Raw genomic sequence first — 16,873 nt, 5'->3', positions numbered from 1 at the left:
CGCGCGGCCGCGGCAGCTCATCAGGAGAGCACAGACGATGTCCCCACTCGAAATCGCCGGCGTGATCGTCAGCGCGCTCGCAATTTGGTTGACGGCGAAACGGCGCATGCTGTGCTGGCCGGTCGGCCTCGCGTCGGTCGCGCTGTACGGCTGGATCTTCTTCGACGCGAAGCTGTACTCGGACATGCTGCTGCAGGGCGCCTTCGCGGTGCTCCAGGTGTACGGCTGGCAGCGCTGGCTCGCGCAGCGCGCGAGCGAGGCCGACGGTAGTGCCGACGGCGGGGCTGCGCCAGCCGGCGACGTCGCGCCCGTGACCGGCGTGCGGCCGCTCAGGATGCTGCCCGACCTGATCGCGGCGGTCATCGGCAGTGCGCTGCTCGGCGGGATGATGGCGCGCTGGACCGATGCGGCGCTGCCGTTCGTCGACGCGTCGCTGACCGCGTTCAGCCTCGTCGCCCAATACTGGACCGCGCGGCGCTACATCGCGTCGTGGGGGCTGTGGATCGTCGTGAACGTCGTGTACGTCGGGATGTTCGTGTTCAAGGAACTGTATCTGACGGCCGGGCTCTATGCGCTATTCATCGGGCTGGCCGTCGTCGGCTGGCGCGACTGGAGCCGCACGGCCGCCGCATTGCGCGCGGCCGCGGGCGGCCCGCTCGCATCGGGCGGCGGCGCGCGCTGATCCGCGCACGGATTCAACCACGGAGCAACGTCGTTCATGTCATTCCCCCTCGAGCCGGACGGCCCTCTGTCGCGCGACGTCGCCCCGCCGCAATTCGGCGTGGACGGCGAGCAGGCCGAACGCGACTGGCCGCTGATCACGCACGACGAAGTGGCAGCCGTGCTCGCGCGGATCGACGGCGCGGGCGAGCCGGTGCGGCTGACGTGGCACAGCCCGCGGCAGTTCGCGGCAGCGGTACTGGTGCGGATGGCGGACGGGCGCGGGTTGTTCGTCAAGCGTCATCACGCGAGCCTGCGCGATGTCGCGGGGCTGGAGGAAGAGCATCGCTTCATCGCGCATTTGCGTGAGCGCGGCGTGCCGGTGGTGGACGTGCTGGCCGATCGCAACGGTGCGACCGCGTTTGCGTCCGGCGAGTGGACTTACGAGGTGCACGTGCTGGCGCCCGGCGTCGATCCGTATCGCGGTGTGATGTCGTGGCAGCCGTTCACGCATCCGTCGCATGCGTATGCGGCTGGCCGCGCGCTGGCCGAACTGCATCGCGCGTCGGCCGGCTACGATGCGCCCGCGCGCCCCGTGCGCACGCTGCTGTCGAGTTTCCGGGTGCTGTCGTCCACCGATCTGGCGGGCGCGCTCGAACGCTGGGTCGACGCGCAGCCGCTGCTGGTGCGCGCGCTCGGCTCGCGCGACTGGCGCGGCGACGTGGCCGACGCGATCGGCCCGTATCACGCGCGCCTCGTGCCGCTGTTGCCTGCGTTAGCGCCGCTGTGGACGCACGGCGACTGGCACGCGTCGAACCTGCTGTGGACCGATGCGGGGCCCGGCGCGCAGGTGCGCACCGTGCTCGATTTCGGCTTGTCGGACCGCACCTGCGCGGTGATGGATCTCGCGCTCGCGATCGAGCGCAATACCGTCGACTGGATGGCGCCGGCCGATGCACGGCGCGTGGAATACGACCAGATCGACGCGCTGCTCGACGGCTACGAATCGCTCGAACCGTTGAGCGACGACGCGTATGCGGCGCTGGTCGCGCTTTTGCCGATCGTGCATACGGAGTTCGCGCTGTCGGAAGTCGCGTATTTCGGCTGCATCATCGATGCGCCGGCGATCGTCGACATCGCGTACGACGGTTACCTGATCGGGCATGCGCGGTGGTTCGGCGAACGCGACGGGCGGCAGTTGCTCGATTGGCTCGAGCAGCGGCGGCGCGAGAAGCAACGCATCACCTGATTCACGTGCGGGGCCGTACGGCCTGCGCGTGTCAAATCTCCGAACCTCTGCATTCTTTCGTGCGGCCATCGCGCCGCGCGCTCACTGAATCTTCCTGATCGTCGAAAGGGGATGCCGTCCCCACAGGGCACCGCACGTCTGCGTACGGCTACGCCCAACATGACGGAAATATCATCTTCGCCTCATGTTCGCACTGCGGCCGGTCCGTAGCATCGGTCGCGAACCGTTACCGCAGAACCGAACATGCTCAAGCTCAACCTCAACCTCGTCGCGGCCATCGTCTTCGTGATGGTCGCGACGGCTCATGCGCAGCCATTGCTGACGCCGGGCCCGGGCGCCGCTGCCGCCAGCAGCGCGACGCCGATCGGCGCTCCCCCATCCGATACGCTCCCCGCGTCGTCATTGACGCTCTCCGATGCGCTCGCGGTCGCGGCGCGGAACAATCCGGCGCTGCGCGGCGCACGCGCGGATGTCGATGCGTCGGCCGGCGCGCTGATGCAGGCCGGCGCGCGGCCCAATCCTGAGGTGTCGTTCCTGCAGGAGGGCTTCAGCCGCGCCGAACGCACGTCGACCGCATTGATCAACCAGACCATCGAACTGGGCGGCAAGCGCCGCGCGCGGCTCGACGTGGCGTCGTACGGCCGCGAGGCGGCCAACGCGTCGCTCGACGAGCAGGGCGCGGCCGTGCGTGCCGACGTGATCGCCGCGTTCTACGGGCTGCTCGCCGCGCAGCGCCAGCTTCAGGTGACCGAGGAATCGGCCGCGATCGCGGCGCGCTCGGCGGATCTCGCGGGGCGTCGCGCGCAGGCCGGCAAGGTGTCGCCGGTCGAGGCGACCAAGGCGCAGGTGGCGGCGGCCGGCGTGCAGATCGAAGTCGTGACCGCGCGTGGCCGTGTCGAGGTCGCGCGCGAAAAGCTGAACGCGGTGATGGGCGAAGCGCGCGATGACCGCCTCGCGGTGCGCGGCGACCTGGAAACCGTGCCGCCGGTCGAGCCGCTGTCCGCGCTGACCGTGCAACTCGACGACGCGCCGCTCGCGCGGGTCGCGCGTGCCGAGATGCTGCGCTCGAACGCAGCCGTGTCGCTGGAGCGCGCGCGGCGCATTCCGGACGTGACGGTCAGTGCAGGCTTCAAGCGCGTGACCACGGGCGGCGTGCCCGAGAACCAGGCCGTGGTCGGCGTATCGATCCCGATTCCGCTGTTCAACACGAACAAGGGTGCGCTGCTCGAGGCGACGCACAAGGCCGAGCGCGCAAACGCCGATCTCGATCGCGAGCGCACGCGCCTGCGGCTGGAACTGACGCAGGCATACGCGAATTTCGAGGCCGCGGAGCAGGAAGCGCAGCGGCTGAAGGTCGACATCCTGCCGGCCGCGCGTCTCGCGCTCGATGCGATGTCGCGCGGCTACGAACTCGGGAAGTTCAGCTTCCTCGATGTGCTCGACGCGCAGCGCACGCTGTTCCAGGGGCAATCGCAATACGTGCGTGCGCTCGCCGGCGCCCATGCGGCCCGCGCCGATATCGGCCGGCTCGTCGGCACGCCGCTCGCGGCCGTCGCGCAATGAGCGCTCCTCTTACCTGAAGGATCATCATGTCACGCAGCAGAATCTTCGTTATTGCGGCGGCCGTGCTCGGCGGCGCAGGGATCGTGATCGGCGCGCTCGCCGTCACGCGGGGCGGCAGCAGCGCATCGGCGCCGCCGGCCGCCGATGCCGCGCAGCCGGCCGAGGGCGCCGGTGCGCGCGGCGGTGTCGTGCTGAAGCGCGGCAAGCTGTCCGTCGAGATCGTGATGACGGAAAAGCCGGGCGACGCGCGGCTCGTCGTCTATCCGTTCGTCGACGGCAAGCCGGTGGACAAGGGCGTGACCGTGTCCGGCACGCTGGTGCGGTACGACCGCACGCACGAGCCGTTGCGATTCGACGCGGCCGGCCAGAAGTTCGTGTCCGCGCAGCCGATCGCGAAGCCGCACGTGTTCGATGCGACGATCGACGTAAAGGCCGGCAACGACGCCGCGTCGTTCCCGTTCGCGCGCGCCGACGGCGCGATCGCGCTGACCGACGCGCAACTGGCGACGTCGAAGATCGCGCTCGCGAAAGCCGGCCCCGCACAGATCGCGACGCCGTTCCAGCTTCCCGGCGAAATCAAGTTCAACGAGGATCGCACCGCGCACGTGGTGCCGCGCGTGGCCGGCATCGTCGAGCAGGTGTCGGTATCGCTCGGCCAGAACGTCGCGAAAGGGCAGGTGCTCGCCGTGATCGCGAGCACCGATCTGGCCGACCGCCGCAGCGAGCTGCTGACGGCCGAGCGCCGGCTGTCGGGTGCGCGCGCAACCTACGAACGCGAACGCACGCTGTGGAAGGAGCGCATTTCGGCCGAGCAGGATTACCAGCAGGCGCAGGTGCAGTTGCGCGAGGCCGAGATCGCCGTGCAGAACGCGCGGCAGAAGCTCGCCGCGCTGAATGCGCCGGTCGGCGCGGGCGCGCTGAACCGTTATGAACTGCGCGCGCCGTTCGCGGGCACGATCGTCGAGAAGCATGCGACGCCCGGCGAGGCGATTGCCGCCGACGCGAGCATGTTCGTGATCTCCGACCTGTCGACCGTGTGGGCCGAGATGGCGGTGCCCGCGCAGCGGCTCAACGACGTGCGCGTCGGTCGCGATGCCACGGTGAGCGCGACCGCGTTCGAATCGCGTTCGAGCGGCCCGATCGCGTACGTGGGGTCGCTGCTCGGCGAGCAGACGCGCACCGCGCCGGCGCGCGTCGTGCTGCCGAACCCGGATCGCGTGTGGCGCCCGGGAATGTTCGTGAACGTGTCGGTCGACGCGGGCAGGCAGGCCGTGCCGCTCGCGGTCGCGAGCGACGCGTTGCAGGACGTCGACGGTGCGCCGTCGGTGTTCGTGCGCTCGCCGAAGGGCTTCGTCGCGCAGGCGGTCGAAACCGGGCGGCGCGACGAACGCGCGACCGAGGTGCTGAAGGGGCTCAAGCCCGGCCAGGAATACGCGGTGTCGAACAGTTTCGTGCTGAAGGCGGAGCTCGGCAAGGGGAGCGCGGAACATGAATGAGCAGCAATACGCGTGCGCCGTGGCGCGACTGGCGGCCCGCTATGCGGCCTGCTTTCCGGTCGGCCGGGTGACCGGCCGCGCAGCCCGTCCGGTGCGGCCGACCGTGCCCCGTTTCAAGGAATCCCGACATGTTTGAGCGCCTGATCCGCTTTGCGATTGCGCATCGCTGGCTGGTGATGCTGGCGATCGCGGCCGTGGCCGCGCTCGGCGTGTTCAGCTACCAGCGGCTGCCGATCGACGCGGTGCCCGACATCACGAACGTGCAGGTGCAGATCAACACGTCCGCGCCCGGCTACTCGCCGCTCGAGGCCGAGCAGCGCATCACCTATCCGGTCGAGACCGTGATGGCCGGGCTGCCGGGGCTGGAGCAGACGCGCTCGATCTCGCGCTACGGGCTGTCGCAGGTCACCGTGATCTTCAAGGACGGCACCGACATCTACTTCGCGCGGCAGCTCGTCAACGAGCGCATCCAGGAAGCGAAGGACAAGCTGCCGCCCGGCATCGCGCCCGCGATGGGGCCGACGTCGACCGGCCTCGGCGAGATCTACCTGTGGACCGTCGAGGCCGACGCCAACGCGCGCAAGCCCGACGGCACGCGCTATACGGCGGCCGACCTGCGCGAGCTGCAGGACTGGGTCGTGCGGCCGCAACTGCGCAACGTGCGCGGCGTGACCGAGGTCAACTCGATCGGCGGCTACGTGAAGGAATACCGCGTCGCGCCGAATCCGGCGAAGCTGATGTCGTACGGGCTGACGCTTGCCGACGTCGTGCGCGCGCTGGAGCGCAACAACGACAACGTCGGCGCCGGCTACATCGAAAAGCGCGGCGAGCAGTATCTGGTGCGCGTGCCGGGCCAGGCGCGCACCGTCGACGACATCGCGAACATCGTGCTGACCAACGTGGGCGGCGTGCCGGTGCGGATGAAGGACGTCGGCGTGGTCGACATCGGCCGCGAACTGCGCACCGGCGCCGCGACGTCGAACGGCGAGGAAGTCGTGCTCGGCACGGTCTTCATGCTGATGGGCGAGAACAGCCGGACGGTGTCGAAGGCCGTCGCCGCGAAGATGGAGGACGTGAACCGCACGCTGCCGGCCGGCGTGAAGGCGATTCCGGTGTACGACCGCACGGTGCTGGTCGAGAAGGCCGTCGCCACCGTGAAGAAGAACCTGCTCGAAGGCGCGGTGCTCGTGATCGCCGTGCTGTTCCTGTTTCTCGGCAACATCCGCGCGGCGCTGATCACCGCGCTCGTGATCCCGCTGTCGATGCTGATGACCTTCACCGGCATGGTCAACGCGAAGGTGAGCGCGAACCTGATGAGCCTCGGCGCGCTCGACTTCGGGATCATCGTCGACGGCGCGGTGGTGATCGTCGAGAACTGCGTGCGGCGGCTCGCGCATGCGCAGTCGGCAGCCGGCCGGCCGCTCACGCGCGACGAGCGCTTTGCCGAAGTGTTCGGCGCATCGCAGGAGGCGCGCCGAGCGCTGATCTTCGGGCAACTGATCATCATGGTCGTGTACCTGCCGATCTTTGCGCTGACCGGCGTCGAAGGCAAGATGTTCCACCCGATGGCGATCACCGTCGTAATGGCGCTCGCCGCCGCGATGGTGCTGACCGTCACGTTCATTCCGGCGGCCGTCGCGTTGTTCATCGGCGAGCGGGTCGAGGAGAAGGAGAACCGGTTGATGGGCTGGGCGCGGCGAGCGTACGAACCGGTGCTCGCCGCGTTCATGACGCGTCCGGCGCGCGTGATGATCGGGGCGGGCGCGATCGTGCTGGTCACGCTAGGGCTCGCGACGCGGCTCGGCAGCGAGTTCATTCCGAGCCTCAACGAGGGCGATCTTGCCGTGTCCGCGCTGCGGATTCCCGGCACGAGCCTGTCGCAGTCGGTCGAGATGCAGAAGTCGATCGAGAAGACGCTGAAGGCGCGCTTCCCCGAGATCGAGCGCGTGTTCGCGCGCACCGGGACGGCCGAGATCGCGGCCGACCCGATGCCGCCGAACCTGTCGGACGGCTACATCATGCTGAAGCCGGCCGACACGTGGCCCGACCCGAAGAAGCCGCGCGACCAGCTCGTGCGGGAGATCGAGGAAGCGCTCGCCGAGCTGCCGGGCAACGCGTACGAGTTCTCGCAGCCGATCCAGCTGCGCTTCAACGAACTGATCTCGGGCGTGCGCAGCGACGTCGCCGTGAAGATCTTCGGCGACGACATGGCCGTGCTGAACCAGACCGGCGAGCAGATCGCGGCCGCGTTGCAGAAGGTGCCGGGCGCGTCGGAGGTGAAGGTCGAGCAGACCACGGGCCTGCCGGTGCTGACCGTCAACCTCGACCGCGACAAGCTCGCGCGCTACGGCGTGAGCGTCGCCGATCTCCAGGATTCGGTGGCCGCGGCCGTCGGCGGGCAGAAGGCCGGCACGCTGTTCCAGGGCGACCGCCGCTTCGACATTGTCGTGCGGCTGCCCGACGAACTGCGCTCCGACATCGAGGCGATCAAGCGGCTGCCGATCGCGCTGCCCGCGCCGGCCGCCGGCGCCAGCGCGCCGCTCGCGGCGGCGCCGTACGTGCCGCTCGCGGAGCTCGCGACGATCGACGTGGCCCCCGGCCCGAACCAGATCAGCCGCGAGGACGGCAAGCGGCGGGTGGTCGTCAGCGCGAACGTGCGCGGCCGCGACGTCGGTTCGTTCGTCGCCGATGCGCGCGAGCAGTTGCAGCAGGACGTGCGCGTGCCGGCCGGGTACTGGGTGTCGTGGGGCGGGCAGTTCGAGCAGTTGCAAAGCGCGAGCGAGCGCCTGAAGCTCGTCGTGCCGCTCGCGCTGTTCATGGTGTTCGTGCTGCTGTTCGTGATGTTCAACAACGTGAAGGACGGGCTGCTGGTGTTTACCGGCATTCCGTTCGCGCTGAGCGGCGGCGTCGTGTCGCTGTGGCTGCGCGGGATTCCGCTGTCGATCACGGCGGCGGTCGGCTTCATCGCGCTGTCCGGCGTGGCCGTGCTCAATGGTCTCGTGATGATCTCGTTCATCCGTAACCTGCGCGACGAAGGCATGCCGCTCGATGCCGCGGTGCACGACGGCGCGCTCACGCGGCTGCGGCCCGTGCTGATGACCGCGCTGGTCGCGTCGCTCGGCTTCCTGCCGATGGCGTTCGCGACCGGCACCGGCGCCGAGGTGCAGCGCCCGCTCGCGACGGTCGTGATCGGCGGTATCCTGTCGTCCACGGCGCTGACGCTGCTGGTGCTGCCGGTGCTGTACCGGGTCAGCCATGCGGTGTCGTGGCGCGCGGCGTTGCGCGGCGGCTTCGGCGCGGGCGTGCTGCGCCGACTGGGTTTTTTCAAGGGTAATGCGTGATGCGAATTCTGATTGTCGAGGATGAACCGAAAACGGGCGCGTATCTGCGCAAGGGTCTGACCGAGGCCGGCTACGTTGTCGACTGGGTCGAGGACGGCATCACGGGCCAGCACCAGGCAGAAACGGAGGAGTACGACCTGCTCGTGCTCGACGTGATGCTGCCCGGGCAGGACGGCTGGACGCTGCTGCAGAACCTGCGGCGCAGCAAATCGACGCCCGTGCTGTTCCTCACTGCCCGTGACGACGTCGGCGATCGCGTGAAGGGGCTCGAACTCGGCGCGGACGACTATCTCGCGAAGCCGTTCGACTTCGTCGAGCTGACCGCGCGCATCAAGTCGATTCTGCGGCGCGGCCAGCCGCGCGATTCGAACACGCTGCGCGTGGCCGATCTCGAACTTGACCTGACCCGCCGCAAGGCCACGCGGCAGGGCGACACGATCCTGCTGACCGCGAAGGAGTTCGCGCTGCTGTGGCTGCTGATGCGTCGCGAAGGGGAGATCCTGCCGCGCGCGACGATCGCGTCGCAGGTGTGGGACATGAACTTCAACAGCGACACGAACGTCGTCGATTCGGCGATCCGCCGGCTGCGCTCGAAGATCGACGACGCGTACGAACCGAAGCTGATCCATACGGTGCGCGGCATGGGCTACGTGCTCGAAGCGCGCGGCGGCGCGGCCGCATGATCGCGCGCCTGCTGCCGCGGACGCTGCGCGGCCGGCTGACCGCGCTGATTATCCTGTCGACGTCGGTGATCCTCGCGTCGAGCGGCGTCGCATTGTACGAAGCGCTGAGCAACCGTGTCGAAACGACGGCAGCCGAGCAGATGGCCGGTATTTCCGCCGCATTGGGGGCGCACCTGGCCGAGGCGCGCACGACGGCCGACGTCGCGCGCAACACCGATATCTGGATCGACCAGTTGCACGGTCATCCGAACATGGATCTCGCGATCTTCGATGCCGCCGGTACGCGCCTCGTCGGCACGCCCGGCTTCCGTCCGTACGCGCCGCTGATGTTGACGAACGCCGGGCGCGTGCCGGTCGGCATCGCCCCGCCCGGCGCAAGACACCAGTATCTGCTGACGACCGTGCCGCTCGCCGGCGCGGGTGCGCCGGTGGTGCGCGTCGCCGTGCAGTACGATCGCAGCGCCGACGTGCTGCTGCTGCGCACGCATGCCTATACGATCGTCGTGATCGAGGTGTTCGGCGTGGTGCTTGCGGCCGCGATCGCATACGGCATCGCCGCGCTCGGGCTGAGCCCGCTGCGGCGGTTCGCGGCGCGCGCGGAGCAGATGTCGTCGAGCCGGCTCGCGCATCCGCTGCCGGAACTCGATACGTCCGGCGAGCTGAAGGAGCTCGAGCATGCGTTCAACGGCATGCTCGCGCGGCTGAACGAATCGTTCACGCGCCTGAGCCAGTTCTCGTCGAATCTCGCGCACGACATGCGCACGCCGCTAACGAACCTGCAGGCGGCCGCGCAAGTCGTGCTGTCGCAACCGCGCAGCGCGGACGAATACCGGAGCGTGATCGAGTCGAGCATCGACGAATACCAGCGGCTGTCGCGGATGATCGAGGACATGCTGTTTCTCGCGCGTTCGGAACAGGCCGGCACGTCGATCGGGGTGCGGCGCCTAAATGCGGCGGAGGAGGCGGAGCGGGTGGCCGGCTACTACGAGCCGCTGGCGGAAGACGAAGGCGTGACCGTGAAGGTCGACGGCCACGCATGGGTCGATGCGGACCTGACGCTGTATCAGCGCGCGTTGAGCAACCTGCTGTCGAATGCGTTAACTTATGCGCCGCGCGGCAGCGTCGTGACGATCGATTGCGTCGAGCAGGGCGGTGCGACGACGATCGCCGTGTCCGACACGGGGCCCGGCATTGCCGCCGAGCATGTCGGGCGGATTTTCGAGCGCTTTTATCGCGTCGATCCGTCGCGGCACAATTCGGCGTCGGGCACGGGGCTCGGCCTCGCGATCGTCCGGTCGATCATGGACAATCACGGCGGCGAATGCGGCGTCGACAGCGAGCCGGGCCGCCGCACGACTTTCTGGCTGCGCTTTCCGCGACGGCCGGCCGAACCGGGACGGCCGGCCGCCATCGGCACCTGACAGCGCGGGCGGGAACGCCCGCGCGTTCGCCGCGAGGCGGCCGCGCGCGGTGCGCGGCCCGCGGCCATGTGGCCCGCCATCATTGCTTCGCGGTCAGGTTGTCGTGGTTGTCGGTCTGCGGCTTCTTCTCGCCGCCATGCACCGAAATCCCGTGAAGCTCCTTGTTGCGCGCGACGATCTCGCCGGTCGGCGGGTACTGCGTCTTGCTGATCGGCACGACGCCGTCGTGCTGCGCCTGCTTCAGTTCGTTGACCACCTGCGTGCGGGACTTGCCCTGCGTTTGCGTTTGGGCGAACGCGGCCTGCGTGGCCATGCCGAGCGACAGCGTGGCGGTGACGAACAGTGCTGCGAATTTTGCCGTTTTCATCGAGTGCTCTCCTTGATCAGGGCCGCCGGGTGGCGAACCATGGACCCAGTATGCGAAAGCAGCCGTGCGTGATCGTGATCGCGAGATGAAAAATGCGTCAGATTGCGGGGGGCAAGAAGGCGTCATGCGGACTCGGTCGACATGACGCAACCGTCATGTTCGCGTCATGGATGCGATGAGCGGGGAGCGGAACATGAAGCCTGCCGTTGGCCGATGCGCCGGCGGCATTCGTGCCGATCGCGATAGCCGCATCGATCGCGGGCGGCGCCGTTCAGACCTTCATTCCGGACCGAAAATTGCCTCGTCCCGCCATTCGCCTCGCCTTGATCGCAGTCCTGATTGCCCCACTGTTCGCGGGCTGCGCATCGACACGTTCCGACACCACGGCCACTTACGGCGCCGCGCGCAAGCCCGTGCCGGCCGACCTGGCGCCGGGCGAGCAAATCGACTATGCCGGGCATCGCTGCGGCAATCCGAACCTGTACGTGAAAACGCATCCGTGCGTGTACCCGCTGCGCGATTCCGCGCCGTGAGCGTCGGACACGCATAAAAAACGGCCCGGCACTCGAAGAGCCCGGGCCTAACGCGTGATCGTGCCGTGCGGCAGCGACCCGCTGCGTGGACGGGAACGGGCAGGGCCCGATACCGTGCCGATCGTAGCGACGCGACGCATCGCGAACCTGATCGGAACATGACATTTTCGTCACGCAGCGCGCAGGGTCGGCTGCCTCGCTCAGAAGCGGTGGCGCAAACCGAGATTGAGGATGCCCTGCGTGCGCGTGCCGCCGTAGCCGTACGAGCCGATCGACGCCTGCGCCGCCTGCGTGCCGCCGTCGAGCGTGCGCTGTTCGCCGTTCGCGCGTTGCCACGCGCCGACCGCATAGAGATCGGTGCGCTTGGACAGCACGTAGTCGGCGCCGGCGGACACCTGATGGTAGGTCGCGCTCGTATCGCCGCGGGCCTTCGTGTAGCTGTAGCCGACGCCGACGAGCAGGCTCGCGGTTGCCTGATAGTTGAAGAACCCGCGCGCGGTGTCGTATTTCTGCGTGCTGCGAAAGGCCGTCATCGCATCGGCCTTGTACTGCGCATTGCTGTAATCGATACCGATCGTGAACGGCGCGAAGGTGTAGCGCAACGCGCCGCGTGCGATGCCGATCGACTTCGCCGAGAGGTAGCCGCCGTTGACCAGCGACCCGTCGAACGTGCCGTCCGACGTGCCGTTCCAGCCGGTCCGGACGCCGTTCGCGAGCGAGGCGCGGTTGGCCGCATAGTAGTAGCCGCCCGCCGCGTCGAACGGGCCATGGTTGTACGACAGGCCGGCCGACCAGGTTTGGCCGGCGCCGCTCTTGCCGGCCACGCCGCCGAGCGCGTACATGCCGACGAACTGGAAGCCGCCGACCACGGGTGACGTGTACTTCACCGCGTTGTCGGTGCGCGACGACGTGTCGTAGTTGTCGACGTCGCCGGGCGTCGCGTACACGCTGCCGAAGTAGAAATCGCCGGTGATCGGCCACGCGACATCGGCGAGCGCGTCGTACTGGCGGCCGAGCGTGAGTGTTCCCCAGCGAGCGCTTTCCAGCCCGACGAACGCCTGCCGGCCGAACATCCGGTTGCCTTGCCCGAGCGCGCCGGTGTTCGGGTTGAAGCCGTTTTCCAGCGTGAAGATCGCTTTCAGCCCGCCGCCGAGATCTTCCGCGCCTTTCACGCCGAAGCGGTTGCCGAGCAGGTTGCCGTTGCCGAGGCCGACGAGGTTCCTGCCTTGTGCATCGGCATTCCACACAACCGTCAGCGATGTATCGAACAGGCCGTACAGCGTGACTTCCGTTGCATGAGCCGCGTGCGCGGCCGTCAGCAGCGCCCCTGACATCATGACGATTCGAACTGGAGTTTTCATGGTGTGTCCCTGAAGTTCAAGATGAACGTTTCGTGCATCGTTCGATGCAGGCGCCGCGCGTGGCAGCGACGGGCCGGCATATCGCGATTGCGCTGGCGATTCTGGAAAGCGTTCGGATCGTGGAGGTGAGGGACAAATGAGAAAAATGTCATCGCGGTGTCATGCGTGCGGAAACATGCGGTGATTTTCATTCGTACTGCGATGTACAAGAGGCGTGGACGGTGACGAAAACGTCATGAAGCGGTCACGCATCCGCACCGCCGCGGGATCAAAGTGAAGGCTCCTGTCACGGAATTCCAGTAAGGAGCCCACCCCATGAACATTCCGCGTCCGCTGATCGCCATTGCCGCCGCCGCGCTGTCGATTGCCGCCTTCTCGCAGGCTGTGGCCGCGCAGCCGAAGAGCCGCCAGGAAGTGATTCAGGAACTCGTGCGTGCGCGCCACGACGGCGTGATCCCGAGCCCGAATCACGACTATCCGGCGAGCCCGGCCGCCGTCGCGCGCAATCAGGAGATTCATCGCTCGACCGTTCATCGCGGCGAGAAGACGCCGATGGTCGATGCGCACGACAACCGCTTCGCGGTGCTTTGATCGTTCACTTGCGGCGGCCGGCATGACGCCCGCCGGTTGCCTTTACGGAAAGGAGAGCGCGATGCGCCATGTCGCGAAAGGAATCGTACTGGCGGTGTGTCTGATGTCGACGGCCGCGATGGCGGCCGGCTGGCCGGAACGTGCGCTGTCGCACGCGCCGGCGCACGACGTCGGCCGCCGCGCGAACGAGCGGATGCGCTGCGAATTCGCTGCAGTGCCGGCCGGTGCGTGGACCGCGACGTTCGCGCGCGGGCAATGTGAGGTCGACAACGGCCGGTTGACGTTCGTGCCGGCCGATGCGGGCGACGAGAAACGGATCGTGCTCGGCGACGTCCGTACCGCGTCGCATCAATCGCGCAAGCTGAAGGAGCAACTGCAGCTGACGACGCGCGACGAAGTGATCGCGTTGAACGTGCTGACCGACGATGGCAGCCGAAAATCACGCGAACATGCGATCGACCTGTGGGCCGCACTGCGCAACGCGGGTGTCACGCCGGTCAACGGCACGCGCATCGTCGACACCTATCCGACCGGCGCGACGACCTGGTAAGCGCCGCGCCGTCGTGCGCGGCTTACCCGGCCTTCACCGATCCTTCGATCAGGAAGAACACGATGAAGCCGATGAAGAACGCGGCCGTCGCGAACGGCGTTTCGGGCACCTCGTGGGCTTCGACCAGCAATTCCTCGGTGACGAGGTACAACAGCGCGACGGTGCCCAGGCCCAGGAGCGCTGCATAGATATTCGCCGGCAGCCCGGCGAATGCCGCATTGCCGGCAACGGCCGCGACGCTCAGCAGCGCCGCCAGCGCGACCGGCACGACGATCGCCAGCATGCGGCCGACGCCGGCCGCGGCCAGCGCCGCGCTGACCGACAGCGCGAGGAACAGCACCTCGAGCGTTAGAGCAACGGTCAGGATGATGCCGCTTTCGTCGCTCGCGGAAAAGGCGATGCCGAGCACCAGGCCGTCGACGACGAGGTCGATCGCGGTGACGATGATCAGGCTCACCGGCAAACGGGCTTCCTCGAAGCGCGTTTCGATCGCGCCCGACAGCGCGCGGATCGCCAGCATCAGCGCGATGCCGAGCACGAAACCGACGACGACTGGAAACAGCGCATGCGCGCGGTCCTGCGGCAGCAGTTCGAGCGCGGCGGCCGCGAACACGATGCCGCCGGTGAAATGCTGGATCACGCTCGACGTTTTCGGGCCGGGCGCGCGCCATGCGGCCGCGAGGGCGCCGAAACAGGCCGCCAGCACGGGCGGTAACGTGAGCAACGCAAGCTTCGCGGTCGGTGTCATGAGTCCTCTCAGCGGTTGGTGTGCGGCAGCGGAAGCCGCGTGGCACGATCGTACGCGCCGGGCATTGCCCCGGCGTCAACCGGGGGATTGAACACCTTGAAGCCGCTCCAGAGTCAAGCGGTTTGATGCGGACGCACCGGCAAGGGGCCGGCGCGCCCGTTGCGGTCAAAGCTGCGCGAGCGCCTGGTCGAGATCGGCGAGCAGGTCGTCGATATGCTCGATGCCGATCGACAGCCGCACCGTTTCCTCCTTCACGCCGGCCTTCGCGAGTTCGGCCGGCGACAACTGCCGATGCGTGGTGGAGGCCGGGTGCGTTGCGAGCGACTTGGTATCGCCGATGTTCACGAGCCGCGTGAACAGCTTCAGCGCATCCTGGAACTTCGCACCGCCGTCGCGGCCGCCTTTCACACCGAATGTCAGGATGCCCGGCGCCCGGCCCGACAGGTAGCGGACGACGAGCGGATGATCGGGGTGATCGGGCAGGCCCGCATAGTTCACCCATTCGACGTGCTCGTGGCGCGCGAGATGCTGCGCGATCTTCAGCGCGTTGTCGCTGATCCGCTCGACCCGCAGCGCGAGCGTCTCGATCCCCTGCAGGATCTGGAACGCGTTGAACGGCGAGATCGCCGCGCCCATGTTGCGCAGCGGCACCACGCGGGCGCGGCCGATATACGCGGCCGGCCCGAACGCTTCGGTATAGACGACGCCGTGATAGCTGACGTCCGGCTCGTTCAGCCGCTTGAAGCGGTCCGCGTGCTCGGCCCACGGGAATTTGCCCGAATCGACGATCGCGCCACCGAGGCTCGTGCCGTGCCCGCCGAGATACTTCGTCAGCGAATGCACGACGATGTCCGCGCCGTGCTCGAACGGGCGCAGCAGGTACGGCGACGGCACCGTGTTGTCGACGATCAGCGGAATGCCGTGGCGATGCGCGACCTCCGCGAGCGCGGCGATGTCGGTGACGTTGCCGAGCGGGTTGCCGACCGATTCCGCGAAGATCGCCTTCGTGCGCGCGTCGATCAGCGGTTCGAACGAGGAAGGATCGCGCGGGTCGGCGAAGCGCGTGGTGATCCCGTATTGCGGCAGCGTGTGCGCGAACAGGTTGTAGGTGCCGCCGTACAGCGAACTCGCGGACACGATGTTGTCGCCGGCTTCGGCGATCGTCTGGATCGCGTATGTGACGGCGGCTTGCCCCGACGCGAGCGCGAGCGTGCCGATGCCGCCCTCGAGCGCGGCGATCCGCTGCTCGAGCACGTCCGTCGTCGGGTTCATGATCCGAGTGTAGATGTTGCCCTGGACCTTCAGGTCGAACAGGTCGGCGCCGTGCTGCGTGTCGTCGAATGCGTACGCAACGGTCTGGTAGATCGGGACGGCGACCGCGCGCGTGGTCGGGTCGGGACGATAACCGCCGTGCACGGCGATGGTTTCGAGACGCCAGTTCGAATGGGCCTGATCGGTCATGGGTGCTCCGTTTGTTGTTGTGAAGGTCGAGGGGGCCTGCCGTCCGGCGATTATAGGAGCACGTGTGCCGCTGCCCTTAGAACGAATGGTGGGTTGCTTATGGGCGCGCGGCGCATAGAATGCCCTTTTCCGCAAACGATAGGTGCGCGATGAATCAGGATCGGTGGAACCAGGTGGATGCGTATTTCTCGGCGACGCTCGTGCCGTCCGACGCCGTGCTCGACGCCGCGCTCGCGGCGAGCGACGCGGCCGGGCTGCCGGCGATCAACGTCGCGCCGAACCAGGGCAAGCTGCTGCAACTGCTCGCGACGATCCGCGGCGCGCGACGGATTCTCGAAGTCGGCACGCTCGGCGGCTACAGCACGATCTGGCTGGCACGCGCATTGCCGCCGGGCGGCTCGCTGATGACGCTCGAGCTGAACCCGGCACATGCGAAGGTCGCGACGGAGAACATCGCGCGCGCCGGGTTTGCGCAAGTCGTGTCGGTGGTGGTCGGCAGCGCGAAGGATAGTCTTGCGCGGCTCATCGACGCCGGGGAGGCGCCGTTCGACTTCATCTTCATCGATGCGGACAAGGACAACAACGCCGTTTATCTCGACGCGGCGCTGAAGCTGTCGCGGCCCGGCACGGTGATCGTCGTCGACAACGTCGTGCGCAATGGGCGCGTGGCCGATCCGGACAATCGCGAGCCGGACGTGGTCGGCGTGCGCGAGGGGTTCGCGCGCCTCGTGGCCGAGCCGGCGCTCGCGACGACAGCCGTGCAGACGGTCGGGCAGAAGGGCTGGGACGGGTTCTCGATCTCGATCGTCGGCGCGTGACGTGGTGCGTCAGTGCGGGTTGGCTGCCGCA

Annotated in this window: 16 protein-coding genes; 12 read left to right on the top strand and 4 right to left on the bottom strand. The window is 68.1% G+C overall.

Annotated features, from left to right (window positions below; translation table 11 throughout):
* Window positions 1-37 precede the first annotated feature (37 nt).
* The 8 genes from pnuC (at window position 38) to JMF90_RS03350 (ending at window position 10,413) form a co-directional block, all read left to right on the top strand.
* Complete coding sequence (gene pnuC, locus JMF90_RS03380) at window positions 38-682, top strand: nicotinamide riboside transporter PnuC (RefSeq protein ID WP_006479634.1); 645 nt, start codon at window positions 38-40, stop codon at window positions 680-682.
* Window positions 683-718: 36 nt separating this feature from the next.
* Window positions 719-1,909, top strand: a complete 1,191-nt coding sequence (locus tag JMF90_RS03375) for a phosphotransferase enzyme family protein (RefSeq protein WP_011548327.1) — start codon at window positions 719-721, stop codon at window positions 1,907-1,909.
* Between the two features lie 243 nt (window positions 1,910-2,152).
* Entirely contained in the window at window positions 2,153-3,472 is a 1,320-nt protein-coding gene (locus JMF90_RS03370; RefSeq protein ID WP_011548326.1) for a TolC family protein, read from the top strand.
* A 26-nt stretch (window positions 3,473-3,498) separates the two neighbouring features.
* The gene (locus tag JMF90_RS03365) at window positions 3,499-4,968 is read left to right on the top strand and encodes an efflux RND transporter periplasmic adaptor subunit (RefSeq protein WP_011548325.1); all 1,470 of its coding nucleotides are present in this window, start codon (window positions 3,499-3,501) and stop codon (window positions 4,966-4,968) included.
* Window positions 4,961-5,104 (top strand): hypothetical protein, encoded by a 144-nt coding sequence (locus JMF90_RS39960; protein ID WP_155295626.1) that lies wholly within the window; start codon window positions 4,961-4,963, stop codon window positions 5,102-5,104. Before JMF90_RS03365 ends, JMF90_RS39960 begins: the two co-directional genes overlap by 8 nt.
* Window positions 5,097-8,309, top strand: coding sequence for an efflux RND transporter permease subunit (locus JMF90_RS03360; RefSeq protein ID WP_011548324.1), 3,213 nt, complete (start codon window positions 5,097-5,099; stop codon window positions 8,307-8,309). Before JMF90_RS39960 ends, JMF90_RS03360 begins: the two co-directional genes overlap by 8 nt.
* Window positions 8,309-8,992 carry a heavy metal response regulator transcription factor IrlR gene (irlR, locus tag JMF90_RS03355; protein WP_006490455.1) on the top strand — a complete coding sequence of 228 codons (684 nt, stop codon included), beginning with the start codon at window positions 8,309-8,311 and terminating at the stop codon, window positions 8,990-8,992. Before JMF90_RS03360 ends, irlR begins: the two co-directional genes overlap by 1 nt.
* Window positions 8,989-10,413: a heavy metal sensor histidine kinase gene (locus tag JMF90_RS03350; protein ID WP_011548322.1), complete on the top strand. Its 1,425-nt coding sequence runs from the start codon at window positions 8,989-8,991 to the stop codon at window positions 10,411-10,413. The genes irlR and JMF90_RS03350 overlap by 4 nt, the downstream gene beginning before the upstream one ends.
* A gap of 79 nt (window positions 10,414-10,492) precedes the next feature.
* Here JMF90_RS03350 and JMF90_RS03345 read toward each other — a convergent pair whose 3' ends face one another.
* A complete protein-coding gene (locus tag JMF90_RS03345) occupies window positions 10,493-10,780 on the bottom strand; it encodes a DUF4148 domain-containing protein (RefSeq protein WP_011548321.1) in 288 nt (95 codons plus the stop codon).
* A gap of 206 nt (window positions 10,781-10,986) precedes the next feature.
* Between JMF90_RS03345 and JMF90_RS03340 the strand changes: the two genes are divergently transcribed.
* Window positions 10,987-11,313, top strand: a complete 327-nt coding sequence (locus JMF90_RS03340; protein ID WP_011548320.1) for a hypothetical protein — start codon at window positions 10,987-10,989, stop codon at window positions 11,311-11,313.
* Window positions 11,314-11,513: 200 nt separating this feature from the next.
* On the opposite strand, the gene JMF90_RS03335 is transcribed toward JMF90_RS03340, so the two are convergent.
* Window positions 11,514-12,674, bottom strand: a complete 1,161-nt coding sequence (locus JMF90_RS03335) for a porin (protein ID WP_011548319.1) — start codon at window positions 12,672-12,674, stop codon at window positions 11,514-11,516.
* Between the two features lie 315 nt (window positions 12,675-12,989).
* Between JMF90_RS03335 and JMF90_RS03330 the strand changes: the two genes are divergently transcribed.
* A complete protein-coding gene (locus JMF90_RS03330; protein ID WP_011548318.1) occupies window positions 12,990-13,265 on the top strand; it encodes a DUF4148 domain-containing protein in 276 nt (91 codons plus the stop codon).
* A 61-nt stretch (window positions 13,266-13,326) separates the two neighbouring features.
* Window positions 13,327-13,815: a hypothetical protein gene (locus tag JMF90_RS03325; RefSeq protein WP_011548317.1), complete on the top strand. Its 489-nt coding sequence runs from the start codon at window positions 13,327-13,329 to the stop codon at window positions 13,813-13,815.
* 22 nt (window positions 13,816-13,837) lie between these two features.
* On the opposite strand, the gene JMF90_RS03320 is transcribed toward JMF90_RS03325, so the two are convergent.
* Window positions 13,838-14,563: a ZIP family metal transporter gene (locus JMF90_RS03320; RefSeq protein WP_011548316.1), complete on the bottom strand. Its 726-nt coding sequence runs from the start codon at window positions 14,561-14,563 to the stop codon at window positions 13,838-13,840.
* 165 nt (window positions 14,564-14,728) lie between these two features.
* Window positions 14,729-16,024, bottom strand: coding sequence for an O-acetylhomoserine aminocarboxypropyltransferase/cysteine synthase family protein (locus JMF90_RS03315; protein WP_011548315.1), 1,296 nt, complete (start codon window positions 16,022-16,024; stop codon window positions 14,729-14,731).
* A gap of 149 nt (window positions 16,025-16,173) precedes the next feature.
* Between JMF90_RS03315 and JMF90_RS03310 the strand changes: the two genes are divergently transcribed.
* On the top strand, window positions 16,174-16,842 hold the full coding sequence (locus JMF90_RS03310; protein ID WP_011548314.1) for an O-methyltransferase: 669 nt from the start codon (window positions 16,174-16,176) through the stop codon (window positions 16,840-16,842).
* Window positions 16,843-16,873: the final 31 nt, after the last annotated feature.

Source organism: Burkholderia sp. E168m23 (genome assembly GCF_016586125.1).
In the GTDB taxonomy this organism is placed as follows: domain Bacteria; phylum Pseudomonadota; class Gammaproteobacteria; order Burkholderiales; family Burkholderiaceae; genus Burkholderia; species Burkholderia orbicola.
This window is presented reverse-complemented; position numbering and strand designations above follow the sequence as displayed.